Annotated in this window: 23 protein-coding genes and 1 riboswitch; of the genes, 12 read left to right on the top strand and 11 right to left on the bottom strand. The window is 66.5% G+C overall.

From position 1 onward, the window contains the following. The first annotated feature begins 87 nt into the window (after nt 1-87). From pyrH to fabZ, 9 genes are all read left to right on the top strand, one after another. Complete coding sequence (gene pyrH / locus ACFQ00_RS18270) at nt 88-807, top strand: UMP kinase (RefSeq protein WP_381494313.1); 720 nt, start codon at nt 88-90, stop codon at nt 805-807. A 17-nt stretch (nt 808-824) separates the two neighbouring features. After that, nucleotides 825-1,379 (top strand): ribosome recycling factor, encoded by a 555-nt coding sequence (gene frr / locus ACFQ00_RS18265; protein ID WP_381494310.1) that lies wholly within the window; start codon nt 825-827, stop codon nt 1,377-1,379. Between the two features lie 77 nt (nt 1,380-1,456). Further along, complete coding sequence (locus ACFQ00_RS18260) at nt 1,457-2,125, top strand: isoprenyl transferase (RefSeq protein ID WP_381495269.1); 669 nt, start codon at nt 1,457-1,459, stop codon at nt 2,123-2,125. Continuing rightward, nucleotides 2,112-2,903 carry a phosphatidate cytidylyltransferase gene (locus ACFQ00_RS18255; protein ID WP_381494307.1) on the top strand — a complete coding sequence of 264 codons (792 nt, stop codon included), beginning with the start codon at nt 2,112-2,114 and terminating at the stop codon, nt 2,901-2,903. Before ACFQ00_RS18260 ends, ACFQ00_RS18255 begins: the two co-directional genes overlap by 14 nt. Then, on the top strand, nt 2,900-4,063 hold the full coding sequence (locus tag ACFQ00_RS18250) for a 1-deoxy-D-xylulose-5-phosphate reductoisomerase (protein WP_381494304.1): 1,164 nt from the start codon (nt 2,900-2,902) through the stop codon (nt 4,061-4,063). The genes ACFQ00_RS18255 and ACFQ00_RS18250 overlap by 4 nt, the downstream gene beginning before the upstream one ends. Before the next feature lie 5 nt (nt 4,064-4,068). Further along, nucleotides 4,069-5,199 (top strand): RIP metalloprotease RseP, encoded by a 1,131-nt coding sequence (rseP, locus tag ACFQ00_RS18245; RefSeq protein ID WP_381495266.1) that lies wholly within the window; start codon nt 4,069-4,071, stop codon nt 5,197-5,199. 55 nt (nt 5,200-5,254) lie between these two features. Further along, a complete protein-coding gene (gene bamA / locus ACFQ00_RS18240; protein WP_381494301.1) occupies nt 5,255-7,816 on the top strand; it encodes an outer membrane protein assembly factor BamA in 2,562 nt (853 codons plus the stop codon). Further along, a complete protein-coding gene (locus ACFQ00_RS18235; protein WP_381494298.1) occupies nt 7,816-8,376 on the top strand; it encodes an OmpH family outer membrane protein in 561 nt (186 codons plus the stop codon). Before bamA ends, ACFQ00_RS18235 begins: the two co-directional genes overlap by 1 nt. 10 nt (nt 8,377-8,386) lie before the next feature. After that, nucleotides 8,387-8,851: a 3-hydroxyacyl-ACP dehydratase FabZ gene (gene fabZ / locus ACFQ00_RS18230; RefSeq protein WP_381494295.1), complete on the top strand. Its 465-nt coding sequence runs from the start codon at nt 8,387-8,389 to the stop codon at nt 8,849-8,851. Here fabZ and mobA read toward each other — a convergent pair. Genes mobA through ACFQ00_RS18200 form a run of 6 tightly spaced genes read right to left on the bottom strand, consistent with a single transcriptional unit; the run spans nt 8,843 to nt 15,437 of the window. Continuing rightward, nucleotides 8,843-9,343: a molybdenum cofactor guanylyltransferase gene (gene mobA / locus ACFQ00_RS18225; protein WP_381494292.1), complete on the bottom strand. Its 501-nt coding sequence runs from the start codon at nt 9,341-9,343 to the stop codon at nt 8,843-8,845. The genes fabZ and mobA overlap by 9 nt on opposite strands. Beyond that, complete coding sequence (locus ACFQ00_RS18220; RefSeq protein WP_381494289.1) at nt 9,343-9,855, bottom strand: RidA family protein; 513 nt, start codon at nt 9,853-9,855, stop codon at nt 9,343-9,345. The genes mobA and ACFQ00_RS18220 overlap by 1 nt, the downstream gene beginning before the upstream one ends. Before the next feature lie 16 nt (nt 9,856-9,871). Then, complete coding sequence (locus ACFQ00_RS18215) at nt 9,872-11,035, bottom strand: isovaleryl-CoA dehydrogenase (RefSeq protein ID WP_381494287.1); 1,164 nt, start codon at nt 11,033-11,035, stop codon at nt 9,872-9,874. Next, entirely contained in the window at nt 11,032-13,020 is a 1,989-nt protein-coding gene (locus ACFQ00_RS18210) for an acetyl/propionyl/methylcrotonyl-CoA carboxylase subunit alpha (protein ID WP_381494284.1), read from the bottom strand. The genes ACFQ00_RS18215 and ACFQ00_RS18210 overlap by 4 nt, the downstream gene beginning before the upstream one ends. Beyond that, nucleotides 13,013-13,840 carry an enoyl-CoA hydratase-related protein gene (locus ACFQ00_RS18205; RefSeq protein WP_381494282.1) on the bottom strand — a complete coding sequence of 276 codons (828 nt, stop codon included), beginning with the start codon at nt 13,838-13,840 and terminating at the stop codon, nt 13,013-13,015. Before ACFQ00_RS18205 ends, ACFQ00_RS18210 begins: the two co-directional genes overlap by 8 nt. Before the next feature lie 7 nt (nt 13,841-13,847). Further along, nucleotides 13,848-15,437, bottom strand: coding sequence for a carboxyl transferase domain-containing protein (locus tag ACFQ00_RS18200; protein ID WP_381494279.1), 1,590 nt, complete (start codon nt 15,435-15,437; stop codon nt 13,848-13,850). Between the two features lie 90 nt (nt 15,438-15,527). On the opposite strand from ACFQ00_RS18200, the gene ACFQ00_RS18195 reads away from it, so the two are divergent. Then, nucleotides 15,528-16,433, top strand: a complete 906-nt coding sequence (locus ACFQ00_RS18195) for a LysR family transcriptional regulator (RefSeq protein WP_381494275.1) — start codon at nt 15,528-15,530, stop codon at nt 16,431-16,433. On the opposite strand, the gene ACFQ00_RS18190 is transcribed toward ACFQ00_RS18195, so the two are convergent. The 4 genes from ACFQ00_RS18190 to ACFQ00_RS18175 are packed head-to-tail and all read right to left on the bottom strand — an operon-like array spanning nt 16,385 to nt 20,692. Continuing rightward, the gene (locus ACFQ00_RS18190) at nt 16,385-17,086 is read right to left on the bottom strand and encodes an ABC transporter ATP-binding protein (protein ID WP_381494271.1); all 702 of its coding nucleotides are present in this window, start codon (nt 17,084-17,086) and stop codon (nt 16,385-16,387) included. The two genes, ACFQ00_RS18195 and ACFQ00_RS18190, sit on opposite strands and share 49 nt — an antisense overlap. Further along, nucleotides 17,083-18,048, bottom strand: coding sequence for a FecCD family ABC transporter permease (locus tag ACFQ00_RS18185; RefSeq protein WP_381494268.1), 966 nt, complete (start codon nt 18,046-18,048; stop codon nt 17,083-17,085). The genes ACFQ00_RS18190 and ACFQ00_RS18185 overlap by 4 nt, the downstream gene beginning before the upstream one ends. Next, nucleotides 18,045-18,833 (bottom strand): ABC transporter substrate-binding protein, encoded by a 789-nt coding sequence (locus ACFQ00_RS18180; RefSeq protein ID WP_381494266.1) that lies wholly within the window; start codon nt 18,831-18,833, stop codon nt 18,045-18,047. The genes ACFQ00_RS18185 and ACFQ00_RS18180 overlap by 4 nt, the downstream gene beginning before the upstream one ends. Continuing rightward, on the bottom strand, nt 18,821-20,692 hold the full coding sequence (locus ACFQ00_RS18175; protein WP_381494264.1) for a TonB-dependent receptor plug domain-containing protein: 1,872 nt from the start codon (nt 20,690-20,692) through the stop codon (nt 18,821-18,823). The genes ACFQ00_RS18180 and ACFQ00_RS18175 overlap by 13 nt, the downstream gene beginning before the upstream one ends. Nucleotides 20,693-20,769: 77 nt before the next feature. Further along, a riboswitch (cobalamin riboswitch) is annotated at nt 20,770-20,968 on the bottom strand. Nucleotides 20,969-21,068: 100 nt separating this feature from the next. On the opposite strand from ACFQ00_RS18175, the gene rpmE reads away from it, so the two are divergent. Next, nucleotides 21,069-21,299 carry a 50S ribosomal protein L31 gene (gene rpmE, locus ACFQ00_RS18170; protein ID WP_339709001.1) on the top strand — a complete coding sequence of 77 codons (231 nt, stop codon included), beginning with the start codon at nt 21,069-21,071 and terminating at the stop codon, nt 21,297-21,299. 140 nt (nt 21,300-21,439) lie between these two features. Continuing rightward, a complete protein-coding gene (locus tag ACFQ00_RS18165) occupies nt 21,440-21,853 on the top strand; it encodes a VOC family protein (protein ID WP_381494259.1) in 414 nt (137 codons plus the stop codon). On the opposite strand, the gene ACFQ00_RS18160 is transcribed toward ACFQ00_RS18165, so the two are convergent. Beyond that, on the bottom strand, nt 21,842-23,419 hold the full coding sequence (locus tag ACFQ00_RS18160; protein WP_381494257.1) for an AMP-binding protein: 1,578 nt from the start codon (nt 23,417-23,419) through the stop codon (nt 21,842-21,844). The two genes, ACFQ00_RS18165 and ACFQ00_RS18160, sit on opposite strands and share 12 nt — an antisense overlap. Nucleotides 23,420-23,449: the final 30 nt, after the last annotated feature.

The following is a 23,449-nucleotide window of genomic DNA, read 5'->3' as shown; positions in this document are numbered from 1 at the left end:
TCAGCCGAAAGCGGGGCGGCGGCGCTTGTCCGCCCCCCGCCGGCCAACTAAGGTGCGCCCCGCGTATTGGGAGGCGCGACAAAAAGTATGTCATCTAAGCCGTTCAAGCGCATTCTTCTGAAACTGTCGGGCGAGGCGCTGATGGGCGACCAGTCGTTCGGCATCGATACCTCCACCGTCAACCGCGTCGCGGATGAAGTCCGCATCGCCAAGGAAGCGGGCTTCGAACTTTGCCTCGTCGTTGGCGGCGGCAACATCTTCCGGGGCCTCGCGGCGGCAGAGCAGGGTTTCGACCGTGCGAGCGCCGATTACATGGGGATGCTGGCGACCGTGATGAACGCGCTCGCCGTGCAGAACAGCCTCGAACGCATGGGCGTCGACACACGCGTCCAGTCCGCGATCCCGATGTCGAGCGTCTGTGAGCCCTACATCCGCCGCCGCGCCGTGCGGCACATGGAAAAAGGCCGGATCGTCATCTTCGCGGCGGGCACCGGCAATCCCTATTTCACGACCGACACCGCCGCTGCGCTGCGCGCGGCGGAAATGCAGTGCGACGCGCTCTTCAAGGGCACGAGCGTCGATGGCGTCTACAATGCCGATCCGAAGAAGGACAAAAGCGCGACGCGCTACGAGTCCCTCGGCTACGACAAGGTGCTTGCCGACAATCTCAAGGTGATGGACGCGTCCGCCGTCGCGATCTGCCGCGAAAATGCTATTCCGATCGTTGTCTTCAATATCCGGGAACACGGCAACCTTGCGCGGGTTCTTGCGGGCGAAGGCGTCTCCACGATCGTGCGCAACCAATAGACCCGAGGGGACTGAGCATGAGCTACAACAAGGCTGACATCGAACGCCGTATGACGGGCGCGCTCGACGCGCTGAAGCACGACCTCGGCGGCCTGCGCACGGGCCGCGCCTCCACGTCGCTGCTCGATCCGGTCAATGTCGAGGTCTACGGCGCGCACATGCCGCTGAACCAGGTGGCGACGGTGACGGCACCCGAAGCGCGTATGCTCGCCGTGCAGGTTTGGGACCGCAGCAACGTGCAGCCGGTCGAAAAGGCGATCCGCGCCGCCGGGCTCGGCCTCAACCCGATCGTCGACGGCCAGACGCTGCGCCTCCCGATCCCCGACCTTACCGAGGAGCGCCGCAAGGAACTCGCCAAGCTCGCCTCGCAGTACGGCGAGAAGGCGAAGATCGCCGTGCGCAACGTTCGCCGCGACGGCATGGATGCGCTGAAGACATCCGAAAAGAAGGGCGAGATCGGCAAGGACGAGGAAAAGCGCCTCGAAACTGAAGTGCAGAAGCTCACCGACAAGGCGATTGCCGATGTCGACGCCGTCTGCGCCGCCAAGGAAAAGGAAATCCTCGGCCAGTGACGTCGCCTGCCGTTCCGCCAGCCGCGCGCGCGGGAAGCGGGCAGGAGTCCGCGGGGCCGCGCCATGTCGGCATCATCATGGACGGCAATGGTCGCTGGGCGAAGGCCCGGCGCCTGCCGCGCATCGCCGGGCACAAGTCCGGCGTCGAGGCGGTGCGCAAGGTCGTCGAGGCCGCGCCCGATCTCGGCATCGAGGTGCTGACGCTCTACGCCTTTTCCTCCGAGAACTGGAAACGCCCGGAGGACGAGGTCGGCTACCTGATGGGTCTGCTCAAGCAGTATCTCCTCAGCGAGATCGCGGAGCTGGACCGGAACGGCGTACGCCTCAGCTTCATCGGTGATTACAGCCGCTTGTCGCCGGATATTCTCGCGCTGCTTGAAGGTGCCAAAACCCGCACGGCAGGGAATACGCGCCTGCGGCTCGTCATCGCGCTCAACTACGGCTCGCAGGACGAGATCACGCGCGCCGTGCGCAGCATCGCGCATGACGTCGCTGCCGGACGCATGGCGCCCGATGCCGTGACCCCCGCGGACATCACGGCGCGCCTCGACACTGCCGAGCTGCCGCAGCTCGATCTCGTGATCCGCACTTCGGGCGAGCAGCGCCTGTCGAACTTCCTGATGTGGCAGGCGGCCTACGCGGAGCTGGTGTTCACCGAGCAATACTGGCCGGATTTCGACGGCGAGTCGCTGCGCCGCGCCGTCGAAGCGTTCGGTGTGCGCGAACGGCGCTATGGCGGGCTCTGAGCCTGCCGTGAAGCCGGGGTCGCGCTACGGCGACCTCTTGCCGCGCATCGTTGTCGGTATCGCACTGATCGCGCTCGCGCTCGGCGCGGTATGGCTTGGCGGCATCGCCTTCGCGCTCCTCGCCGCCATCGTCATCCTGCTCATCTACGGCGAGTGGTGCGCGATGCACCGCGTCGGCCGCTCGGTGCGGCTGGCCGGCATGTTCGCGCTCGCCGGGGCGGTGCTGTTCACGCATCTCGGATACCTCGCCTATGCACTGGTGCTGGTTGGTGTGACCGCAGCGAGCCTGTTCTTCCTCGCCCGCATCGCGGCATGGGGCGTGCTATATGCCGCGTTTCCGGGGATCGCACTCGTCTGGCTGCGTGCGGAACCGCTCGGTGCCCAGCTCGTGATCTGGGCGCTGGCGATCGTCTGGGCGACCGACATCGCCGCCTATTTCTCCGGCCGCACCATCGGCGGTCCCAAGATCGCGCCGCGCATCAGCCCTTCGAAGACGTGGGCGGGTCTCGGCGGCGGCATGGTCGCGGCGGCGCTGACAGCGTGGCTGCTCTCCCGCCAGTTCGGTCTCGGCCTCGAACCTGCCTTCGCGGCGGCCCTCGGTGCTGTGCTCGCGGTCGCGGCGCAGGTAGGCGACTTCTTCGAAAGCCATCTGAAGCGCCGCGCGGGCGTCAAGGATTCCGGCAGCATCCTGCCCGGGCACGGCGGCATGATGGACAGGCTGGACGGCGTGGTGCCGGTGAGCGTGCTCGTCGCCGTCGCGATCGGTCTCGCCCGATGACGGCGCGCACGATCAGCATCTTCGGTGCCACCGGCTCGGTCGGCCGCTCGACGATCGACCTCGTCGCGCGCGAACCCGAACGCTGGTCGGTCGACGTGCTCACCGCGAACCGAGACGTGCGCAGCCTTGCCGCCGAAGCGCGCCGCCTTGGCGCCCGCATGGCGGTGGTGGCGGACGACAACGCCTACGCCGACCTCAAGGATGCGCTCGCAGGATCGGGCATCGCAGCGGCGGCAGGCGTGCAGGCGCTCAGTGACGCAGCCGACGTGCCGAGCGACATCGTTATGGCGGCGATCGTTGGCGCCGCGGGCCTGCCGCCGACGCTCCGCGCCGTCGAGCGCGGCGCGCGCGTGGCGTTCGCCAACAAGGAAACGCTCGTCTGCGCGGGCGAGCTCGTGAACGCGCGGGCAAAGCGCAGCGGAGCGCATCTGCTCCCGGTCGATTCCGAGCACAATGCCATCCACCAGGTCTTCGATTTCGAGAACCCGGAGCGCGTTTCGCGCATCATCCTCACGGCAAGTGGCGGCCCGTTCCGCACGCGCAGCCTCCCCGAAATGGCGGCGGTGACACCGTCAGAGGCCGTCGCTCACCCGGTCTGGTCGATGGGTGCCAAGATTTCCGTCGATTCCGCCACGCTGATGAACAAGGGATTGGAGCTTATCGAGGCGTATCACCTGTTCCCGGTGGAGGAGAGGCAGCTGGACGTCATCGTGCACCCGCAATCGGTGGTTCACAGCTTCGTCGAGTATGTCGATGGCTCGATGCTCGCGCAGCTGGGGTCGCCCGATATGCGGATTCCCATCGCCTATGCGCTTTCGTGGCCGGACCGGATGGCGACGCCCTGCGCGCGGCTCGATCTCGCGCAGGTCGCACGGCTCGATTTCGAGGCGCCCGATCCCGCACGTTTTCCCGCGCTCCGCCTCGCCCGCGAGGCACTTGTCATCGGCGGTTCATCTCCCACAGTGTTAAACGCCGCCAACGAAGTGGCGGTCGCGGCATTTCTGGAAGGGAGAATCGGCTTCCTCGATATTGCCGCGATTGTGGAGCAAACGATGGAAGCCGTCGGCGGTCACGCCGTCGAATCGCTCGATGACGTGCTGGCCTGCGACAGCGAGGCGCGGCGTGTCGGCGAGACGCACATAAGAGGTCGCGCGCACTGATGGAAATCCTGCCGTCCCCGGGGATCCTGTTCACGATCCTGATGTTTGTGGCGATGATCAGCCCGCTCGTGTTCATCCACGAGATGGGCCACTACCTCGCCGGGCGCATGTTCAACACGGCGGTGGACAGCTTCTCGATCGGCTTCGGCCGCGAGATCTTCGGTTGGACGAACCGGCGTGGCGAGCGCTGGAAGGTCGGCTGGCTGCCGCTCGGCGGCTATGTGAAGTTCACCGGCGACGCCAACGCCGCGAGCCTGCCGCAGGAGGCTGCGCGCGTGAATCCGGCCGAAAAGCCGTTCCTGTTCGCTTTCAAGCCGCTCTGGCAGCGCGCGATCATCGTCGCGGCGGGTCCGTTCGTGAACTTCGCGGCGGCGATCCTGATCTTCGCGACGTTCATCGCCATCTATGGCCAGAGCTACACCTCGCCCGTGGTTTCCAACATCGTGACGGAATCGGCGGCGGACAGGGCAGGGCTCGCCCCCGGTGACCGCATCCTCAAGGTGGACGGCAAGGCGATCGAGCGCTTCGAGGACATCATCGGCATCGTGATGATCAATCCCGGTACGCCCGTTTCGGTCGATTTCGAGCGCGCGGGCGCGGTTCGGAACATCGTGCTGACCCCCGACCTGATCGAAGAGAAGGACCGCTTCGGCAAGACCTTCACGATTCCGCGCATCGGCCTCATCGGCGAAGAGCGCGGCGTTATCGAACGCGGCCCCGTGGAATCGCTCTGGTATGGCACCGAGGCTGTGTTCGCTACCACCGGCATGATGGTGGAAGGCCTTGTCCAGATCGTCACCGGCCGACGTTCGGTGAAGGAACTCGGCGGCCCGCTCAAGATCGCCGAAGTCTCGGGGCAGGCGGGCACGATGGGCATCGAGGCCTTCGTGAACCTGATGGCACTCGTCTCGATCAACCTTGGCTTCATCAACCTGCTTCCCATCCCCATGCTGGATGGGGGGCACCTCGCGATCTACGCAGCGGAGGCTGTGCGCCGGAAGCCGATTCCGCCGCAGGTGCAGGAGTGGGCTTTCATGACCGGCTTTGCACTTCTCATCTCCTTCATGCTGATCGTAACCTGGAACGACCTTGCATCTTTTGGCGTGTTCAAGCATGTCGCCGGGCTAATCGGCTGAGATGCGGCCATAAGATTTGAACGAGAGTGGGGAACCTGTGGGCCAACAGACGCTGATGCCGGCCGCCATGCATCGTAACTGGGTCTCCGCGCTGCTCCTCGGCAGTGCGCTCGGCCTGTCGCAGCCCGCGCTGGCGCAGGACGTGCAGCCTGCGGAAGCGGCTCCGGAAGCCACGCCCGCGCCTTCTGCCGCTGCCCAGCAGGACGGCGTTGTGCGTTCGATCACGATCCGCGGCGCCGAGCGTCTGGAGCCGGAGACGGTGCGTTCATATGTGGGCCTGTCGGCCGGCGACAGCTACGATCGCAACCGACTCGACCGTGCGCTAAAGGATCTCTACGCGACCGAGCTCTTCGCCGACGTGACGATCCGCGACCGGCAGGGCGAACTGATCGTCGACGTGCGCGAGAACCCCGTCGTCAACCGCATCGTGCTTGAAGGCAACAAGCGCGTGAAGGACGAGAAGTTCAAGGACGAAATCAAGCTCGCGCCGCGCCAGATCTTCACGCGCTCCAAGGCGCGCGCGGACGTGGCGCGCATCCTCGAACTCTACCGCCGTCAGGGCCGCTTCGCCGCCGCCGTTGAGCCGAAGATCGTCCAGCTCGATCAGAACCGCGTCGACGTGGTGTTCGAGATCGACGAGGGGCCGAAGTCCAAGGTTCGGCGCATCAACATCGTCGGCAACACCAAGTTCTCGGACGGTGATCTGCGCGGCGAAATGGCCACCAAGGAAGCCAAGTGGTACAAATTCTTCACCTCGAACGACACGTACGATCCCGATCGCTCGGCCTATGACCAGCAGAAGCTGCGCCAATATTACCTGACGCAGGGCTATGCGGATTTCCGCGTGGTGTCGTCGGTCGCCGAGCTGACGCCGGACCGCAAGGACTTCATCATCACCTACGTGGTGGAGGAAGGCGAGCGCTACAAGTTCGGCGAGGTCGACCTCGAAAGCCAGATCCGCGACATCAAGGAAGACAATTTCAAGCGCATGCTTCCGATGAAGCAGGGCGACTGGTACAATGCCAAGGAGATCGAGGACACGGTGACGAGCCTGTCGGAATCGGTCGGTCTCCTCGGCTACGCGTTTGCCGACATCAACCCCCGCTTCAATCGCGACAAGGAAAAGCGCGAGATGGGGGTGACATTCGTCATCAACGAAACCCCGCGCGTTTACGTGGAGCGGGTGGAGATCAACGGCAACACGATCACCAAGGATCACGTGATCCGCCGCGAGTTCCGCCTCGCGGAAGGCGACGCGTTCAACAGCTTCCGCGTCAAGCGCTCGCGTGACCGCATCCAGAGCCTCGGCTATTTCCAGGAAAACCTCGAAATCCAGCAGAAGCAGGGCTCGGGGCCGGACAAGGTGATCCTCGAAGCCAACCTCGAGGAGCAGGCGACCGGCGAGCTTCAGGTTTCGGCAGGCTATTCGAGCCTTGAGAACTTCCTCGTCAATCTGTCGATCCGGCAGCGCAACTTCCGCGGCATGGGCCAGGAACTGCGCGCCTCGGTCAACTGGTCGAAATATTCGCAGTCGGTCGAGCTGGGCTTCACCGAGCCGTATCTGTTCGGCCGCAACCTCGCGCTCGGCGGCGACATCTTCCGGCGCGATTACAACAGCTTCCGTTTCCTCGGAAACGGCGACCGCGACACCACCTACGAGCAGTCGACGACCGGTTTCCAGATCCGCACGGGCTTCCCGATCACCGAGTTCTGGTCGGCCTCGTTCCGCTACGGCCTCAGCTACGACGACGTATCACTCGACGAGCGGACTTTCTATCGGGACGGCGTCTGTGATCCGCTGCTCGCGGGCCGCTTCCTCTGTGATGCGGTCGGCAAGCGCACGACCTCGTCGCTAGGCTATTCAATCGCTTACGATACGCGCAACAACGCGATCCGGCCGAGCGCGGGCCACCGCTTCATGATCAGCCAGGACATCGCGGGCGTCGGCGGCAGTGTGCAGTACGTCCGCTCGCGCCTGAATGCTGACAAGTATTGGCGCCTTTTCGGCAGCGGCTTCATCCTGAACCTGGGGCTCGAAGCGGGCTACATCTTCGGCTGGGGCGGCGACAACATCCGCCTAACCGACCGCTTCTTCCTCGGTGAACCGCGTATGCGCGGCTTCGACATTCGCGGCATCGGCCCGCGCGTGCTCCGCCGTTATTATGACTCAAACAGCGCTTCTGATCCGGCGGACTGGACGCTGCAGACCGATAGCCGCGGGACGCAGGACGACTCGATCGGTGGCGAGACCTATTATCAGGTGCGCGCCGAGGTTCAGATCCCGCTGAGCGCAGGCGCCGCCGAGATGGGCCTGCGGCCGTCAGTGTTCGTCGATGTCGGCGCGCTGTGGAACACGGATTTCAATCCAGCCACGGACCTTCAGGATATCCGGCAGTATTCGACCGGCACCGTTGACGCCAACGGTGATCCTGTGCTCGCGCCCGGCTTCAAGGAGTTCTATCTCGGCGACACGTGGAAGCCGCGCGTGGCGGTTGGTTTCGGCATCAACTGGAACTCTCCGTTCGGCCCGTTCCGCATTGACATCGCAAAAGCGCTCGTCAAGCAGGACGGTGATGATACCAAGTTGTTCCAATTCAACGTAGGGACCCAATTCTGATGAAAATGCTTACCCGCGCCGCCATTGCCGGCGCTCTCGCGTTCACGGCGCTTCCCACCGTTGCGCTGGCACAGGCCGCTCCGCCGATCGTCGTCGTCGACATGGGCCGCATCGCGGCTGAGTCGGCCGCTTCGAAGAGTGCAGAACCGCAGCTGAAGGCGAAGTTCGAAAGCGTCCAGGCGCGCGCCAAGACACTCGGCGACCAGTTCCGCGGCGAGTATGAGAGCCTGCAGAAGGCGCAGCCGTCGATGGCGAAGGAAGCGTTCCAGGCGAAGGCCAAGGAGCTTCAGCAGCGCCAGGTGACGGCCGAGAACGAAGTGCGCGGCAAGGAGCAGGATTACGCCCGCTCCGTGCAGTACGTGCGCCAGCAGATTCTCGAAGCCGTGAACCCGATCATCACCGCCGTGATGCGCGAGAAGGGCGCCAGCCTCGCGCTCGACCGCGACGTGACGCTCGCCACCGCGCAGTCGCTTGACGTGACGAACGAGGTGATGACGCGCCTCAACTCGGCGCTGCCGCGCGTCAACGTGAACCCGCCCGCCGCTCCGGCGCAGAAGTAACGGCATAACCTTGTCGGAAAGCTTCGACGCGATCGAGGTGGGAGCAGTGATGGCACTGCTCCCGCACCGCTATCCCATGCTGCTTGTCGACCGCGTGGTCGATTTCGTGCCGAACGCGCGCGCGCGCGGCATCAAGGCGGTGACGATCAATGAGCCGTTCTTCCAGGGCCACTTCCCACAGCGCCCGATCATGCCCGGCGTGCTGATCGTCGAGGCGCTCGCGCAGACCGCGGGTGTTCTGGCGATGAAGTCGCTCGGCGACGAGGCGCTCGGCAAGCTTGTGCTGTTCATGGCGATCGAGAACGCCAAGTTCCGCCAGCCGGTCGAGCCGGGCGTTCTGCTGAACCTCGACGTCGAGTTCGTGCAGCGCCGCTCGCGGGTCTGCAAGTTCAACGGCGTGGCCAGCATCGTCGGCGGCAAGGTCGCGGCGGAATGCAGCTTCACCGCAATGATCGCGGACCCGCCCTCAGCGTAGGTCTTCTGGCCGGTTGATGTTCCGGATCGGCTCCGGCCACGCCACCATCGTTGCGCCTGCCGTTTCGCACCAAGCCCGCATGGCGCGCGGCGATCCGCTTTCCAGATAGTCCGCGAGCCGGCCCGCAAGCGATGTGGGCCACACGCCGACGACAGGCAGGCTAGCCGCCACGGCGGGCGGCGATGCCGTGAGTGCCGACAGCAGCAGCTCGGGCAGGTCCGGCACATCGCACGCCGTCGTCAGCACGGCTTCAAAACCCGCTTCCGCCCCATAGGTGAGCGCGCCGCACAGGCCTCCGAGCGGACCGAGGCCGGGGGCAGGGCGATCCGGTACGCCGCCGGTACGCCCCACGATCACCACGGTTTCGCAGAAGGGCGCGATGCTGGCGGCGGCATGGTCGATCAGGCGTTTGCTATCCAGCAGCGCCTCGGCCTTGTCGCTGCCGAAGCGTCGGCTTTCCCCGCCCGCGAGCACGGCGCCGAGGATACGCATCAGCGCGCGATTTCGATCGTCGCCTCGATCTCGACCGCATAGCCCGCCGGGAGTGAGGCGACGCCGACGGCCGAACGCGCGCCAAGGCCGTTGTCGCCGAACGCGGTCTTCATCAATTCCGAAAAGCCGTTGATGACCTGCGGTTGCTGCACGAAGTCCGGCGCGCTGTTCACCATCCCGAGGATACGTACGAAGCGCTTCACGCGCGCAAGGTCGCCGCCGAGCGCGTCCTTGATCGTCGCGAGCATACAGAGACCGACGCGCTGCGCTTCGGCTTTGCCTTCATCGAGCGTAACCTCAGCGCCCACCTTGCCGCGCTTGCCGCCGCCGATGCAGTCGATATGGCCGGAGAGGAACAGCAGGTTCCCGGTCTCCACCGATGTCACATAGGTCGCAGCAGGCTTCGGCGCGGCGGGAAGGCTATGTCCCGCTGCTGCGAGCCGTTCCTCGGGCGTCGCCGCCAGCGCCGGTGCCGCGATCATCGTCAGGAGAAACGGCAGCAGTCGGCGCATGGGCGGTCCTTTCAGGTCAGGCAGTTTCCTCGAACAGCTCGCGGCCGATGAGGTAGCGGCGGATTTCGCTCGTGCCCGCGCCGATCTCGTAGAGCTTGGCGTCGCGCAGCAGGCGTCCGGTCGGATACTCGTTGATGTAGCCGTTGCCGCCAAGCGTCTGAATCGCCTCAAGCGCCATCCATGTCGCCTTCTCGGCGGAATAGAGGATGCAGCCCGCCGCGTCCTTGCGCGTCGTCTCGCCCCGGTCGCACGCCTGCGCGACGGCATAGACGTAGGAACGCGCCGTGGAGAACGTCACGTACATGTCGGCGATCTTGCCCTGCATGAGCTGGAAGGTGCCGATGGCCTTTCCGAACTGCTTGCGCTCGTGGACATAGGGCACGACGACGTCGAGCGCGGCGGCCATGATGCCGAGCGGGCCGCCCGAGAGCACGACGCGCTCGTAATCGAGGCCGGACATGAGCACATTCACGCCCTTGCCCTCTTCACCGACGATGTTTTCGTAAGGCACCTCGCAATCCTCGAACACCAGCTCGCACGTGTCGGAACCGCGCATCCCGAGCTTGTCGAGCTTCTGCGCCGTCGAAAAGCCCTTGAACCCACGCTCGATGAGAAACGCGGTGATGCCGCGCGGCCCGGCCTCGGGGTCGGTCTTGGCGTAGACGATCAGCGTGTCCGCCTCCGGCCCGTTGGTAATCCACATCTTGTTGCCATTGAGCACATAACAGTCGTTCTTGCGCTCGGCCTTCAGGCGCATCGAGACGACGTCGGAGCCCGATCCCGGCTCGGACATGGCAAGGCTGCCCACATGCTCGCCGGAAATCAGCTTCGGCAGGTATTTCGCCTTCTGCTCCGCCGTGCCCCAACGCTTCAACTGGTTGATGCAGAGGTTGGAATGCGCCCCGTAGCTGAGACCCACGGAAGCCGAGGCGCGGCTGATCTCTTCCATCGCCACCACGTGCGCGAGGTAGCCGAGCCCAGCGCCGCCGTCCTCCTCCGACACGGTGATGCCGTGAAGGCCGAGAGCGCCAAGCTCCGGCCAAAGGTCGCGCGGGAACTTGTTCTCGGCGTCGATCTGCGCGGCGCGCGGGGCGATCTTGTCCTGCGCGAATGCGCGCACGGTTTCGCGCAGCATATCGATGGTTTCGCCGTGGGCGAAGTTGAGTACGGACAGGCTCATTGGTCCTCGCTTTCGATTTCAACCAGCAGCGTGCCTTCGGCGACCTGATCGCCCTCCGCCACGCCGACCTTCGCGACCGTGCCCGAAACCGGCGCGGTCATGCGGTTTTCCATTTTCATCGCTTCCAGCACGAGCAGGCGTGCGCCCGCTTCGACCTTGTCGCCCGGCTTCACGAACACGGCGAGCACGCGACCCGGCATCGGCGCGGTGATGCGCCCGCTGCCGCCTTCTGCCGCTTCGGCATCCGGCGCCGAGGTTCCGATGACGAACACGCGGCCGCCGATCCGGAGTTCAAAGCTGCCGTCGCGCTCCACGATGGTCGCGCGCACGAGTTCGCCGCCAAGGTCGGCTTCCACGCTCTGCGGTCCGGTCCACAGCAGCGCGCCGGTGACAGGTTCATCGAGACCGTCGATGCGGTATGCCGCGCCTTCGGGTGTCAGGCTCAGCGCCCGCTTCTCGCCGCCTTCGGGGAACAGATCGACATGGCGGCGGCTCGGCAGGTTCATGCGCCATGCGCCCGCACGCTCGAACATCGTTTGCGCGGTGGGCGGATTGTAGCTGCCGACGCGCGTGAGCGCGGCCAGCGCCAGCACACGGTCGGGAATGTCCGTCGGCGGTTTCAGGCTCTCGGCGTGGCGCGCGATGAAGCCCGTATCGACGTCGCCGTCGCGGAAGGACGGATGATCGACGAGCCGCGCAAGGAACGCGCGGTTCGTCCGTACACCTTCCACGATCGTGGCGTCGAGCGCGCCGACCAGCCGGTCGATGGCGCTCTGGCGGTCTGCCCCGTGCGCGATCACCTTGGCGATCATCGGGTCGTAGTGGATGCTGATCTCGCCGCCTTCCACGACGCCGCTGTCGATGCGCACGCCGGGGCGGCCTTCGGGGTAAACGAGCTGCCGCAGCCGTCCCGTGGAGGGCAGGAAGCCGCTCTCCGGGTCTTCAGCGTAAAGCCGTGCCTCGACCGCATGGCCCTCGATGCGCAGCTGCTCCTGCGTCAGCGGCAATTTCTCGCCGCGCGCAACCCGGATCTGCCACTCGACAAGATCAGTGCCGGTGATGAACTCGGTCACCGGATGCTCCACCTGCAGCCGGGTGTTCATCTCCATGAAGTAGAACTTCGGATCGCCGGTGGTGTCGACATCGTCGCAATCGAGGATGAACTCGATCGTCCCCGCGCCCTCATAGCCGATCGCAGTCGCCGCCTTTACGGCTGCGGTACCGAGCGCCTTGCGCAGCGAGGTGGAGAGACCGGGGGCGGGGGCCTCCTCGATCACCTTCTGGTGGCGCCGCTGCAGCGAACAGTCGCGTTCGAACAGGTGGACGGCATTGCCGTGACGGTCCGCGAACACCTGTACCTCGACATGGCGGGGGCGCAGGATCAGCTTCTCGATCATCACGCCGTCGTTGCCGAAGGACTTCTCGCCCTCGCGCTTCGCCGCAATGAGCGCGTCCGCGAACTCGGACGCGTCGTCCACGCGCCGCATCCCCTTGCCGCCGCCGCCTGCGACCGCCTTGATGAGCAGCGGGTAGCCGACCGCCTTCGATGCCGCTTCCAGCCGCGCGAGGCTCTGGTCGTCGCCCTGGTAGCCGGGCGTCACCGGCACACCCGCGGTCTTCATGAGCTTCTTGGCGGTGTCCTTCAGGCCCATCGCGTCGATGGCCTTCACCGGCGGGCCGACGAACGTCAGCCCCGCGTCGCGCACGGCAAGCGCGAACTTGGCGTTCTCGGAGAGGAAGCCGTAGCCGGGATGCACAGCGTCGGCGTTCGTGCGCGCGGCGGCATCGAGGATGCGGTCCACCAGAAGGTAGGACTCTGATGCCGGCGCCGGGCCGATCAGCACGGCCTGTCCGGCCTCGTGGACGTGCGGCGTGTCCGCATCCGCTTCGGAATAGACGGCGACGGTTTCGATACCCATCCGGTGCGCCGTGCGGATGATGCGGCGGGCGATCTCGCCCCGGTTGGCAATCAGCAGCTTACGCATCGGTCTTCATCCAATATGGCCGGCGTTTCTCAAGAAAGGCGGTAAGGCCCTCGGCGGCTTCCTCGGTCGCGCGCCGCGCGGCGATGCGACGGGCGCTGTCGCTGCGAAGCGCGGGGGTAATCTCGCGCCCCGCGAAGTCGGTAACCAGCGCCTTGGCGTCGATCCCCGCGCCCGGCGCGGCTTCTAGGATGGCGTCCACCCACGCATCCACCTGCGCGTCGGCGGCGTAGAGATCAGCAACGCCCACGTGCACCAGCCCCATCTCGCGCGCTTCGGGAAGGCCGAACAGTTCGGCGGTGGTGAACCAGCGCTTGGCCTGCCGCGCCCCGATGGCGGCGATCACGAACGGCGAGATCGTCGCAGGGGTGAGGCCGAGGCGCACTTCGGAAAGCCGGAACTTCACGCCCTCGATGCCCACCACCATGTCAGCGCAGGAAACGAGCCCGACACCGCCGCCGAAGATATTGCCCTTGGCGATGGCGATCACTGGCACCGGACAGGCGGCGATGCTGGCGAGCATGTCCGACAGGCGCTGACCGTCGGCGACGTTCTCCGCCTCGCTCCAGCCGCCGGCGGCACGCATATATTCAAGGTCCGCGCCCGCAGAGAAGCTCTTGCCTTCGCCCGAAAGCACCACGGCGCGCACGCCCGCCATCTGCGCGATGGCATCGAACGTGCCTTTGAGCGCGCCGATCAGTTCGGCGTTGAAGGCGTTATGTCGTTCAGGGCGATTGAGCGTAACGCGCGCGACGTTGTTTTCATCAAGCGTGAAGCTGAGCGTGTCCGATGCGGGGACTTCGACTGCCGTGTTGTCGTTCATCGCCGCCTCACATCCGGAACGTGCCGAAGCGCGTCTCGGGCACCGGTGCGTTCAGCGAGGCGGCAAGGCCAAGCGCCACGACCGTGCGCGTGTCGGCGGGATCGATGATGCCATCGTCCCATAGGCGGGCGCTCGCATAGTACGGATGGCCCTGCTTCTCGTACTGCTCACGGATCGGCGCCTTGAACGCGTCTTCCTCGGCCTTGGTCTTGAAGCCGCCGCGCTTCACCGTGGCGAGCACCGACGCCGCCTGCTCGCCGCCCATCACGGAGATGCGCGCGTTCGGCCACATCCACAGGAAGCGGGGCGAATAGGCGCGGCCGCACATGCCGTAATTGCCCGCGCCGAAGCTGCCGCCGATCACCACGGTGAACTTCGGCACGGCGGCGCAGGCAACCGCCGTCACCATCTTGGCGCCGTGGCGGGCGATGCCTTCGTTCTCGTAGCGTCTGCCGACCATGAAGCCGGAGATGTTCTGCAGGAACAGGAGGGGCACCTTGCGCTGGCAGCACAGCTCGATGAAGTGCGCGCCTTTCTGCGCGCTCTCCGAAAACAGGATGCCGTTGTTGGCGACGATGCCGACAGGGTAGCCCTCGATATGCGCGAAGCCGGTGACGAGCGTTTCGCCGTACAGCGCCTTGAACTCGTCGAGCGCGCTGTCGTCGACGATGCGCGCGATGATCTCGCGCACGTCCACCGGATGCCGCGTGTCGGCGGGGATCAGGCCGTAGATCTGCGAAGGATCGTGGCGCGGCGGCTTTGGCGCCCGCACGGCGATTTCCGGCGCGCGGGGCGCGGGCAGCGTGGCGACGATGCCCCGCGCGATCGAAAGCGCGTGCGCGTCGTCGTTGGCGAGATGATCGACCACGCCCGAAATGCGCGCGTGCACATCGCCGCCGCCAAGGTCCTCCGCCGTCACTTCCTCACCGGTCGCCGCCTTCACCAGCGGTGGTCCGCCAAGGAAGATCGTGCCCTGATTGCGAACGATGATGCTCTCGTCGGACATGGCGGGCACGTAGGCGCCACCCGCCGTGCAGCTTCCCATCACCACCGCGATCTGCGCGATGCCTTCGGCGGACATCGTCGCCTGATTGTAGAAGATGCGCCCGAAGTGGTCGCGGTCGGGGAACACCTCGTCCTGATTGGGGAGGTTCGCGCCGCCGGAATCGACGAGGTACACGCAGGGCAGGCGGTTCTGCCGCGCGACTTCCTGCGCGCGCAGGTGCTTCTTCACGGTCAGCGGATAGTAGGTGCCGCCCTTCACCGTTGCGTCGTTGCACACGATCACGCAGCTGCGCCCGGCGATCTGGCCGACGCCCGCGATCACGCCAGCGGCGGGCACCTCGTCGTCATAAACGTCATACCCGGCGAACAGCGAGAGTTCGAGAAAAGCGGTGCCGGGATCGAGCAGCCGCTCCACACGCTCACGCGGCAGCAGCTTGCCGCGCGCGGTGTGGCGTTCACGCGAGTCCGCATTGCCGCCGAGCGCGATCTGCGCCGAGCGTTCGCGCAGATCGGCGACGAGCGCCTGCATCGCTTCCGCGTTTGCCTTGAATTCCGGGTCGATAGCATTCGCCTGCGTGCCGACTACGGCCATCGGTCGATCATCCCCTCAGCTTCGTTCCGAGTGGGAATAGCACGCGGGAGGGATTCGGTCTTAATTGAATGCGCTGGCGGTTTCGCATAGATGACATCTATGATTGACGGCTACCTCCTGCGTTACTTCCTCGCGATCGTCGAGACTGGCAGTTTCACGGCGGCGGCAGCGCGCGTGAACGTCACCCAGCCCACGCTTTCCGCAGGCGTCGCCAAGCTGGAGCGCGAGCTTGGCGTCTCGCTGTTCGTCCGCTCCGCCCGCCGCGTGGAACTCACCGAAGCCGGAGCGCGCTTCCTCCAGCGCGCGCGCAACATCATGCAGGAATACAACGCCGCGCTCGGCGAAATCGGAGAGCCCGCCCGCCGCCGCGCACTGCGTCTCGGCCTGCTCCATACCGTCCCGGCAAGCATCGGCGAGCGGCTGGTGCGCGACTGGCAATCCATCGACGGTGCCAATGGCCTCGAGATCGTCGAAGGCAGCGACGCCGAACTCGTCACCCGTCTCGATCAGGGCCGCGTCGACATGGCGCTCACCCTGATGCGCACGGGCACGGAGAAATATTCGCCGGTCGTGGTGGGGGAGGAGCCCTATCTGCTGATGATGCCCGAAGGCCATCCGCTTGCGGCATCGGACCCGGTGCCGTCCGACGCGTTGCACAGCACGCCGATGGTCGTCCGCCGCCGCTGCGAGGTGCTGAGCGAGGTCAGCCGGCATTTCACCGGCCACGGCGTCCGCCCGCCGCTCGCCTACCGCACGGTACAGGAGGAGCGGGCACTCGCCATGGTCGCCGCCGGCCTCGGCGTCACGGTGATGCCCGCTTCCTATACCGCACCCGGCGTCGTCCAGCGCCACCTGTCCGGCTTCGACCGCACACGCACGCTCGCCGTCCTGCAAAGCCCCGTCGCCATGGCGCTGAGGAGCGACGTGGCGCGCATGACGTCACTCGTTCAGGAAGCACTCCGCCGCCAGCCCGCCCCATCGCGCGCGATCCCGTAAACCGCGGCAAGGTTCGCCTCGGTCAGCACTGCGCCCGGCGCGCCGTCGGCGACGATCCGCCCACCCGCCATCAGCACGCAGCGGTCGCAGTGCGCCTCGGCCAGCGTCAGGTTGTGGAACGACGCCAGCACGCCTGCACCCCGCGTCGCCTCCGCGCGCAGCATCGCCAGCACATCCAGCTCGTGCCCCGGGTCGAGGTTCGCCGTCGGCTCGTCGAGCAGCAGCCAGTCCGCACGTCCCGCCAGCACGCGCGCCAGCAGTACACGCGCGCGCTCGCCCGTCGAGAGCGTGTCGACCCGCCGTCCGGCGAACGCCGACATCCCGACCCGCGCCAGCGTTTCCGCCACGCGGCTCGCATCCACGCCCGAAAGCGCGACGATATCGTCCGCGCGCATCGGCCAGTCGACGCGGCGCCCGGCGGGCATGTAGGCGATCCGCCGCGCACGCTCCGATGACGTCATGGCGTCAAGCGCCTTGTCGCCGACAACAATGCTGCCTTCCCCCACGCTGAGCCCGGCAAGCGCGCGCAGCAGCGTCGTCTTGCCCGAACCGTTCGGCCCGATCAGCCCGACCACCTCGCCGGGCGCCACGGCGATGTCGAGCACGCCCGCGAGATAGGGCCGCGCGATACCCCGTGCGACAAGTCCGCTCATGACTGCCCCCCGCGCCGCGAGAGGATCAGCCACAGGAAGAACGGCGCCCCCAGCATCGCCGTGACGACCCCGATCGGCAGCGTCTTGCCGTTCAGCGGGAAGCGCGTGACGATATCCGCCGCCACCAGCAGCACGGCGCCCGCGATCGCGCTCGGCAAAAGCGCGGGGCCGGGACGGTTCCGCACCAGCGGCCGCACCAGATGCGGCACGATCAGGCCGACGAAGCCGATGATCCCCGCCACCGCCACCGCGCCGCCTACCGCGACCGCGCTGCCGCCGACGATCCGCCAACGCATCGCGCGCACGTCGTGGCCCAGCGTCGCGGCGACGTCCTCGCCGAGCGCCAGCGCATCGAGCCCGCGCGCGGCCGAAAGCACCAGCGCGCTCCCGGCGAGCATGGCCGGGAGGCCGACGCCGACGTGTTCGACGCTGCGATCCGCGAAAGAGCCGAGTAGCCAGAACATCATGTCGTAGAAGGCGAACGGCGACGCGGCGAGCGCCAGCGCGAGGTTCATCATCGCGCCGCCGAGTGCCGAGATCGCGATGCCCGCGAGGATCAGCGTCGTCGAGGACGCCCCCCGCCCCGCGAGCAAAAGGAGCAGCACGAGCGCCAGCAGCGCCCCCGCGATGCCGCCGCCCGCCATCGCGATCGTTCCCGAAAAGCCAAGGAAATAGCCCGTCACCACCGCCCCGAGCGCAGCCCCCGCCGAGGTGCCGAGGATGTCGGGCGAGGCGAGGGGGTTCCTCAGCAGCCCCTGCAGGGCCGCGCCGCTGATCCCAAGCGCCGCACCCGCAGCGGCGGAGAGGACGAGCCGGGGCAGCCGAAGCTCCGTGAACAGCATCCGGGCGAGATCGGGATCTCGGAGCAGCGCTGCCACGGGTACCTCGCCGACCAGCAGCGAGAGCAGCGCCACGGGCACGAACAGCGCCAGAAGCAGAAAGGAAAGCCGCGCCGCCGTCACCGGATCGTCTCCCGCAGCCGCGCAACGTCAGCCGCGGCGAGCGGGCCGGGGCAGAGCCATGCGCGCCCGTCCACCTCTATATTGCGCGTTCCGGCGACGTGGACGGCGCTGTCGATCCATTCCTGCGGCAGCGAATATTGTCCGCTGCGATAGCGGCTGTGGATGAGGAGCGGCGGCGGCGCGGCGATGAGCCCTTCCAGCGACACGCGGCCGGTGGGTGTGCCCGTCTGCCGGATCCCGGCATAAGCGAGAAGCTCGGAACTGATCGACTCCGGGGCAGCGGTGAGCCCGCCCGCTGTGATCATCAGGCCGGTCTGGCTCGGCGACAGCGGCGATCCCAGCCGCGCCTCCATCCAGTCGATCAGCGCCTTGCCGCGCGCCGGATGGCCCAGCGCCGCCGCCACCGTGCGGATATTCGCCCTGAGTTCGGCGAGCGTCATCGGCGGCGGCACGTCGACGACACGTGTCCCCGTCCGCTCGGCGAGCGCGCGGGCAAAGCGGTTCACCGCGCCGCCGGTAACAACAAGGTCGGGCTTCAGTGCCGCGACCGAACTGAACTTGCCGTCATTGCCGTGGAGACCGCGCGCCTTGGGGGCGAGCGGTGTTTCGTGCCGGTCGCGGCCGAGATAGGAGACCGAAACGAGCTGCCCCGGCGTGGCGAGGAGCAGAACGAGTTCGTCCGTGCAAAGCCCGAGCGAGGCGACGCGCGTTGGCGGAGACGGCGCTGCGGCCTCCGCCGCGGGTGCGGCGAAGGCGAGCAGGAAGAGGGCGATCAGCCGCCCCATTTCACGCGGATACCGCCGAATGCGGAGATGCCCTGCGTCTGGTATCCGTAGGCGTCTTCATAGGTCGCATCGAACAGGTTTTCGATGCGCCCCGTCAACTCGAAGTCGCCGCCGAGCTTCACACGCCCCGAAAGCGTGGCGAGCACATAGTCCTTCAAGGTCACGATCCGCGCGGGAAAGCTGTCGAAGTCCGTGTCCCTGCGATTGCCCACATAGTTCGCCGCGAACGTCACTGACGCCACATCGAAATCGGCGGTCGCGAGCAGGCTGCCGCTGTGGCGCGGCCGGCGTGCCTCGCGAACCCGCGCGGTCCCGGCGACCTGCGCTTCCTTCGTATCCAGCCACGTATAGCTGCCGCCAAGCGTCAGCCAGCCGAGCGGCTTGGCGTCGAACGACGCCTCGATGCCCTTGCGCTTGCTCTTGCCGGTCGCGTTGGCGACGCCCGACATGAAGGTGGCGGAATCGTAGGTGCCGATGATCTCGTTCTCGAGATCGGCCTGGAACCACGTCACGTCTGCCGAGAAAGCGCCCGTGCGATAACCGGCACCCACATCCCACCCGATCGAACGCTCCGGCGTCAGGCTGGGGTTGCCGACGAAGCTGCCGGGGAAGAAGCCGAACATCTCCGTGAAGGTCGGGTCGGTCACGCCCTTGCCCGCGCTCGCGTGGACGGTGAAGCCGTTTTCAAGCGTGTAGCGCCCGCTCGCCCGCCACGTCGTCGCGTCCTTGAACGCATCGTTCTCGTCGCGGCGCACGCTCGCGCCGAGCGCGAGGCCGCCCGCGCTAAGCCCATAATCGAGCACGAAGCTGGTCCGGTCGCGCGAGACGCGCTGGTTGGTGCCGCCGAAATACTCGGCGTCATCCGCAACGAAACGCTGCGTGCGATATTCGATCGCGCCGGTCACGCGGTGGCGGAAGGCCTCGCTGCCGAAGTCGATGCCGGTCTGGTATCCGGTTTCGAACACTTCGGCGTCGGTGCGGTTCAGGAAGGTGTCGCCGTCGCGGTTGATGTTGTCGGTCGTAACGTAGCTGCCGAACAGCTCGTGCCGCCAGCGCCCGTCCAGCGTCTCCACGCGTCCGAAGCCGCGCAGTGCGGTCGAACGGATGCGCGTCGCGTCGAGCGTGTCGTCACGCATATAGAAGCTGTTGTACCCGTCGAATTCGCTCAGCGAATTGGTATGGCGCACGACAAGGCCAAGCTCGCCGTTCTCGATGGGCCGCACAGAGGCTTTCGCGGAGAGCATCAGCGATTCATAGCCGTCGCGTTCCTTGATGCCGCCGCCGAAGCTGTCGATGCCCTTGGTGTCGTACCAGCTCGACTGCACGATGATACCACCTTTGTCGCTGCCAACCCCGGCACCTCCCGCCGCGTGAACCGTGCCGAACGAGCCCGCCTCGGCACTGCCGAAGATGCGCGTGCCGTCCGTCGACTCCGCCGTGGTGACGGACACGACGCCGCCGATCGCCTCGGAGCCCCACAGCGCCGATTGCGGCCCGCGCAGCACCTCGGCGCGGGCGATACCGTCGGAGGGCAGGGTTTCCCAGCGGAACTCGCCGGAGGTCGCCGGATCGTTGGCAGCGATACCGTCCACGAAAACCAGTGTGTGGTTCGCCTCGGCGCCGCGGATGCGCACCTGTGTCTGCGCCCCGGTCGGCCCGGAACGGGCAACGGAAACGCCGGGTGACAGCCTGAGGAGATCGACGAGCTGCGGCAGCGCCACCGCTTCGATGGTGGCGCCGTCGATCACGGTCAGCGCGCCGCCCGTCTCGCTGTAGGCAACGGGTTCGCGCGCGGCGGAAACGACCAGCGTGCCGTCGTCGACAATGGCTGCGGCGGAAAGAAGAAAAACAGCAATCATAAAGACTCCCTGAGCAATGTTCACACATCGTCTCAGCGGGCATGACTGCTCGCACGCGATCGGCTGGACCCGGCCGGGCGTGGACGACAGACATGGCAGGTTTCCTGACTCGCGGGTTGTCGCCTTGCGTGCCGCCTTCCCGGTCGGGCCGATGGGGCCGTTCCAGTGGCATCGTGGCACGCAGGCTATCCGCCTACAGTTGCGGGCACAGCGCCGGTTTCAGACCGGCTTCCCTATTATCCCCGTTGCCGGGGCACCATGTCGGCGGCGGGGATAGTCGCTCACGCCCCGGGTTGCAAGTGGCGCCCCGCTCGGCTATTGGCCCCGCTTTCCTGGCGGCTGGTCGGAAACCAGTCGCTGACGACGGAGCAAAGACGTGAAGCAGAATATCCACCCCGATTACCACACCATCACCGTGCAGATGACGGACGGCACGACCTATCAGTCGCGCTCGACGTGGGGCAAGGAGGGCGACACGCTGCTCCTCGAAATCGATCCGACGACGCACCCGGCCTGGACCGGCGGCAACTCGAAGATGCTCGACACCGGTGGCCGCGTGGCGCGCTTCAACAAGCGCTTCGGCGGGCTCACGCTCGGCAAGAAGTAAGCCCTGTGCGGCGGCGGCTCCGTTAGAGCATCGTGCGGAAAAGTGGGAACCGGTTTTCCGCCCCAAACGATGCGACAACAAAGAGATAGAGCGCGCGCCCTGCGTCAGATTTCACGCAGCGCGCTCTAGGACACGCCGCCGTGAATGGGCTCATTCATCACATCGATCTGAACGCGAGCGACCTCGCGGCCTCGAAGCGCGTCTACGGCCTGCTGCTGGATGCGCTCGGCTACACGTGCGTGCGCGAAGATGGCGAGTGCGAGTGGGATATCCGCACACCGCAGGGCTTCGCTTCGATCGGGCTCAAGCAGGCGCGGCTTTCGGGCCCCGCGCACGAGCGCTATGCCCCCGGTATCCATCACCTTGCATGGTCGGTGGAGAACCGGGCGGAGGTGGATCGCATCCACGCCCTGCTCCGCGACGCTGGGGCGCGTATTCTCGATGCACCCGCGCTCTATCCTGAATATTCAGCGGATTATTACGCGGTGTTCTTCGAAGACCCGGACGGTATCAAGCTCGAGGTGCTGAACGCGCCGAGCTTCTCAAAGCGCTGAAGCCATCGCCTTCGCGGCTGCGTAGTCGGCTTTGCCGTTCGGGCCGCGCGGCACACTCGGCACCGCGAGCAGCCGCTTGGGCACCTTGTAGCCGGCAAGGTGCCTGCGAACATGCGCAAGGATAGCGGTGACCTCGGAAGGTTCAGCTTCCACCACGGCTGTCACGCACTGACCCCATGTCTCGTCGGGCATCCCGAACACCAGCGCATCGTCCACCGCAGGGTACGTTTTCAGCATTTCCTCGACCTCTTCGGGAAACACCTTCTCGCCGCCCGTGTTGATGCACTGGTTGCCGCGCCCCATCAGCGTGAAGGCGCCGTCGGTGTCCAGAACGGCGTGGTCGCCCGCCATGGCGTACCGCTTGCCGTCGATGGTCACGAAGGTCGCGGCGGTCTTTGCCGCGTCCTTGTAGTAGCCGCGCGGCAGCAGGCCGCCGCGCGCGATGCGGCCTACGTCTCCGGGCGCCACGGGATGCAGGTTCTCGTCCACCAGGATCGTGTCGGGGTCATGAACGAAGCGCGTCGCCTCGCCGGCGTTGTGCGCGCCCTGTACGGCCGATCCGATGCCGATGCTTTCCGAAGAGCCGAGCGCGTCGATCAGCATCATCTTCGGATTGTGTCGCAGCAGCCCGGCCTTCACCTCCGGGCTCCACATCGTGCCCGAGGAAATGATGAGGTCGAGCGAAGCGATGTCGCCGCCGCCGTTGTCGAGCGCTCTCAGGAACGGCCGGGCAAAAGCATCGCCCACGATCACCGCGCTGTTCGGCTTGTGCCGCGCACACGCCGCGACGGCTTCGATCGGATGAAAGCTCGCGCCGGGCAAGGTGATCGCCGTGCCGCCCGTCGCGATTGCATAGAGGCCCATCAGGAATCCCGAACCGTGCATAAGCGGCGGCATCACGAGTAACCGCCGCCGTCCGATCCCGGCGCGGACATTGTCGAGCAGGGCGTCCAGCGTTTCGAGCGGCGCACCGCCCATCATTGCTGCGCCGCCGCCGAGCATTGTCCAGATCACGCTCTGGTCCCACATCACGCCCTTGGGATAGCCCGTGGTGCCGCCCGTGTAGATGAACAGCATGTCGTCGTCGCGGTGCGTGAGGGCGAGCGGGGCAGCCATGGCTTTGGCGAGTTCGTCATGCTCCTTCGCCCATGCGGGCGGCGAACCGCCCACCTGCACGAACAGCTTCACCTGCCCCAGCGAGGGCCTGATCTCATCGACGAGGTCTGCGAAATCGGCATCGAACACCAGCACTGCGGCATCGGAATTTTCGAGGATGTAGAGCAGTTCCTCGCCCGTATAGCGGTAGTTGACGTTCACGTGGACGAGCCGCGCCTTGAAAGCGGCGAAGGTGGTTTCGAGATAGGCGGGGTTGTTCCGCATCAGGTGCGCGACCTTGTCGCCCGGCACGGCGCCGGCGGTCACATAAGCGGCAGAAAGCGCGTCGGTCCGCCGGTCGAAATCGCCCCAGCGCGTTATGTGATCGCCGTGGATCAGCGCCGGAAGATCGGGATCGACGGCACCGCCGATCGCGGCGGCGATGCGACCGAAGCTCCAATCCTCGCCCATTGTCGGCTCTCCTCTCCCTTTTTCGAACTT

The sequence above is a fragment of the Sphingosinicella xenopeptidilytica genome, assembly GCF_042676985.1.
Taxonomy (GTDB): domain Bacteria; phylum Pseudomonadota; class Alphaproteobacteria; order Sphingomonadales; family Sphingomonadaceae; genus Sphingosinicella; species Sphingosinicella xenopeptidilytica.
The sequence above is the reverse complement of the archived record's forward strand: the minus strand, read 5'-3'. Positions and strand labels throughout refer to the sequence as shown.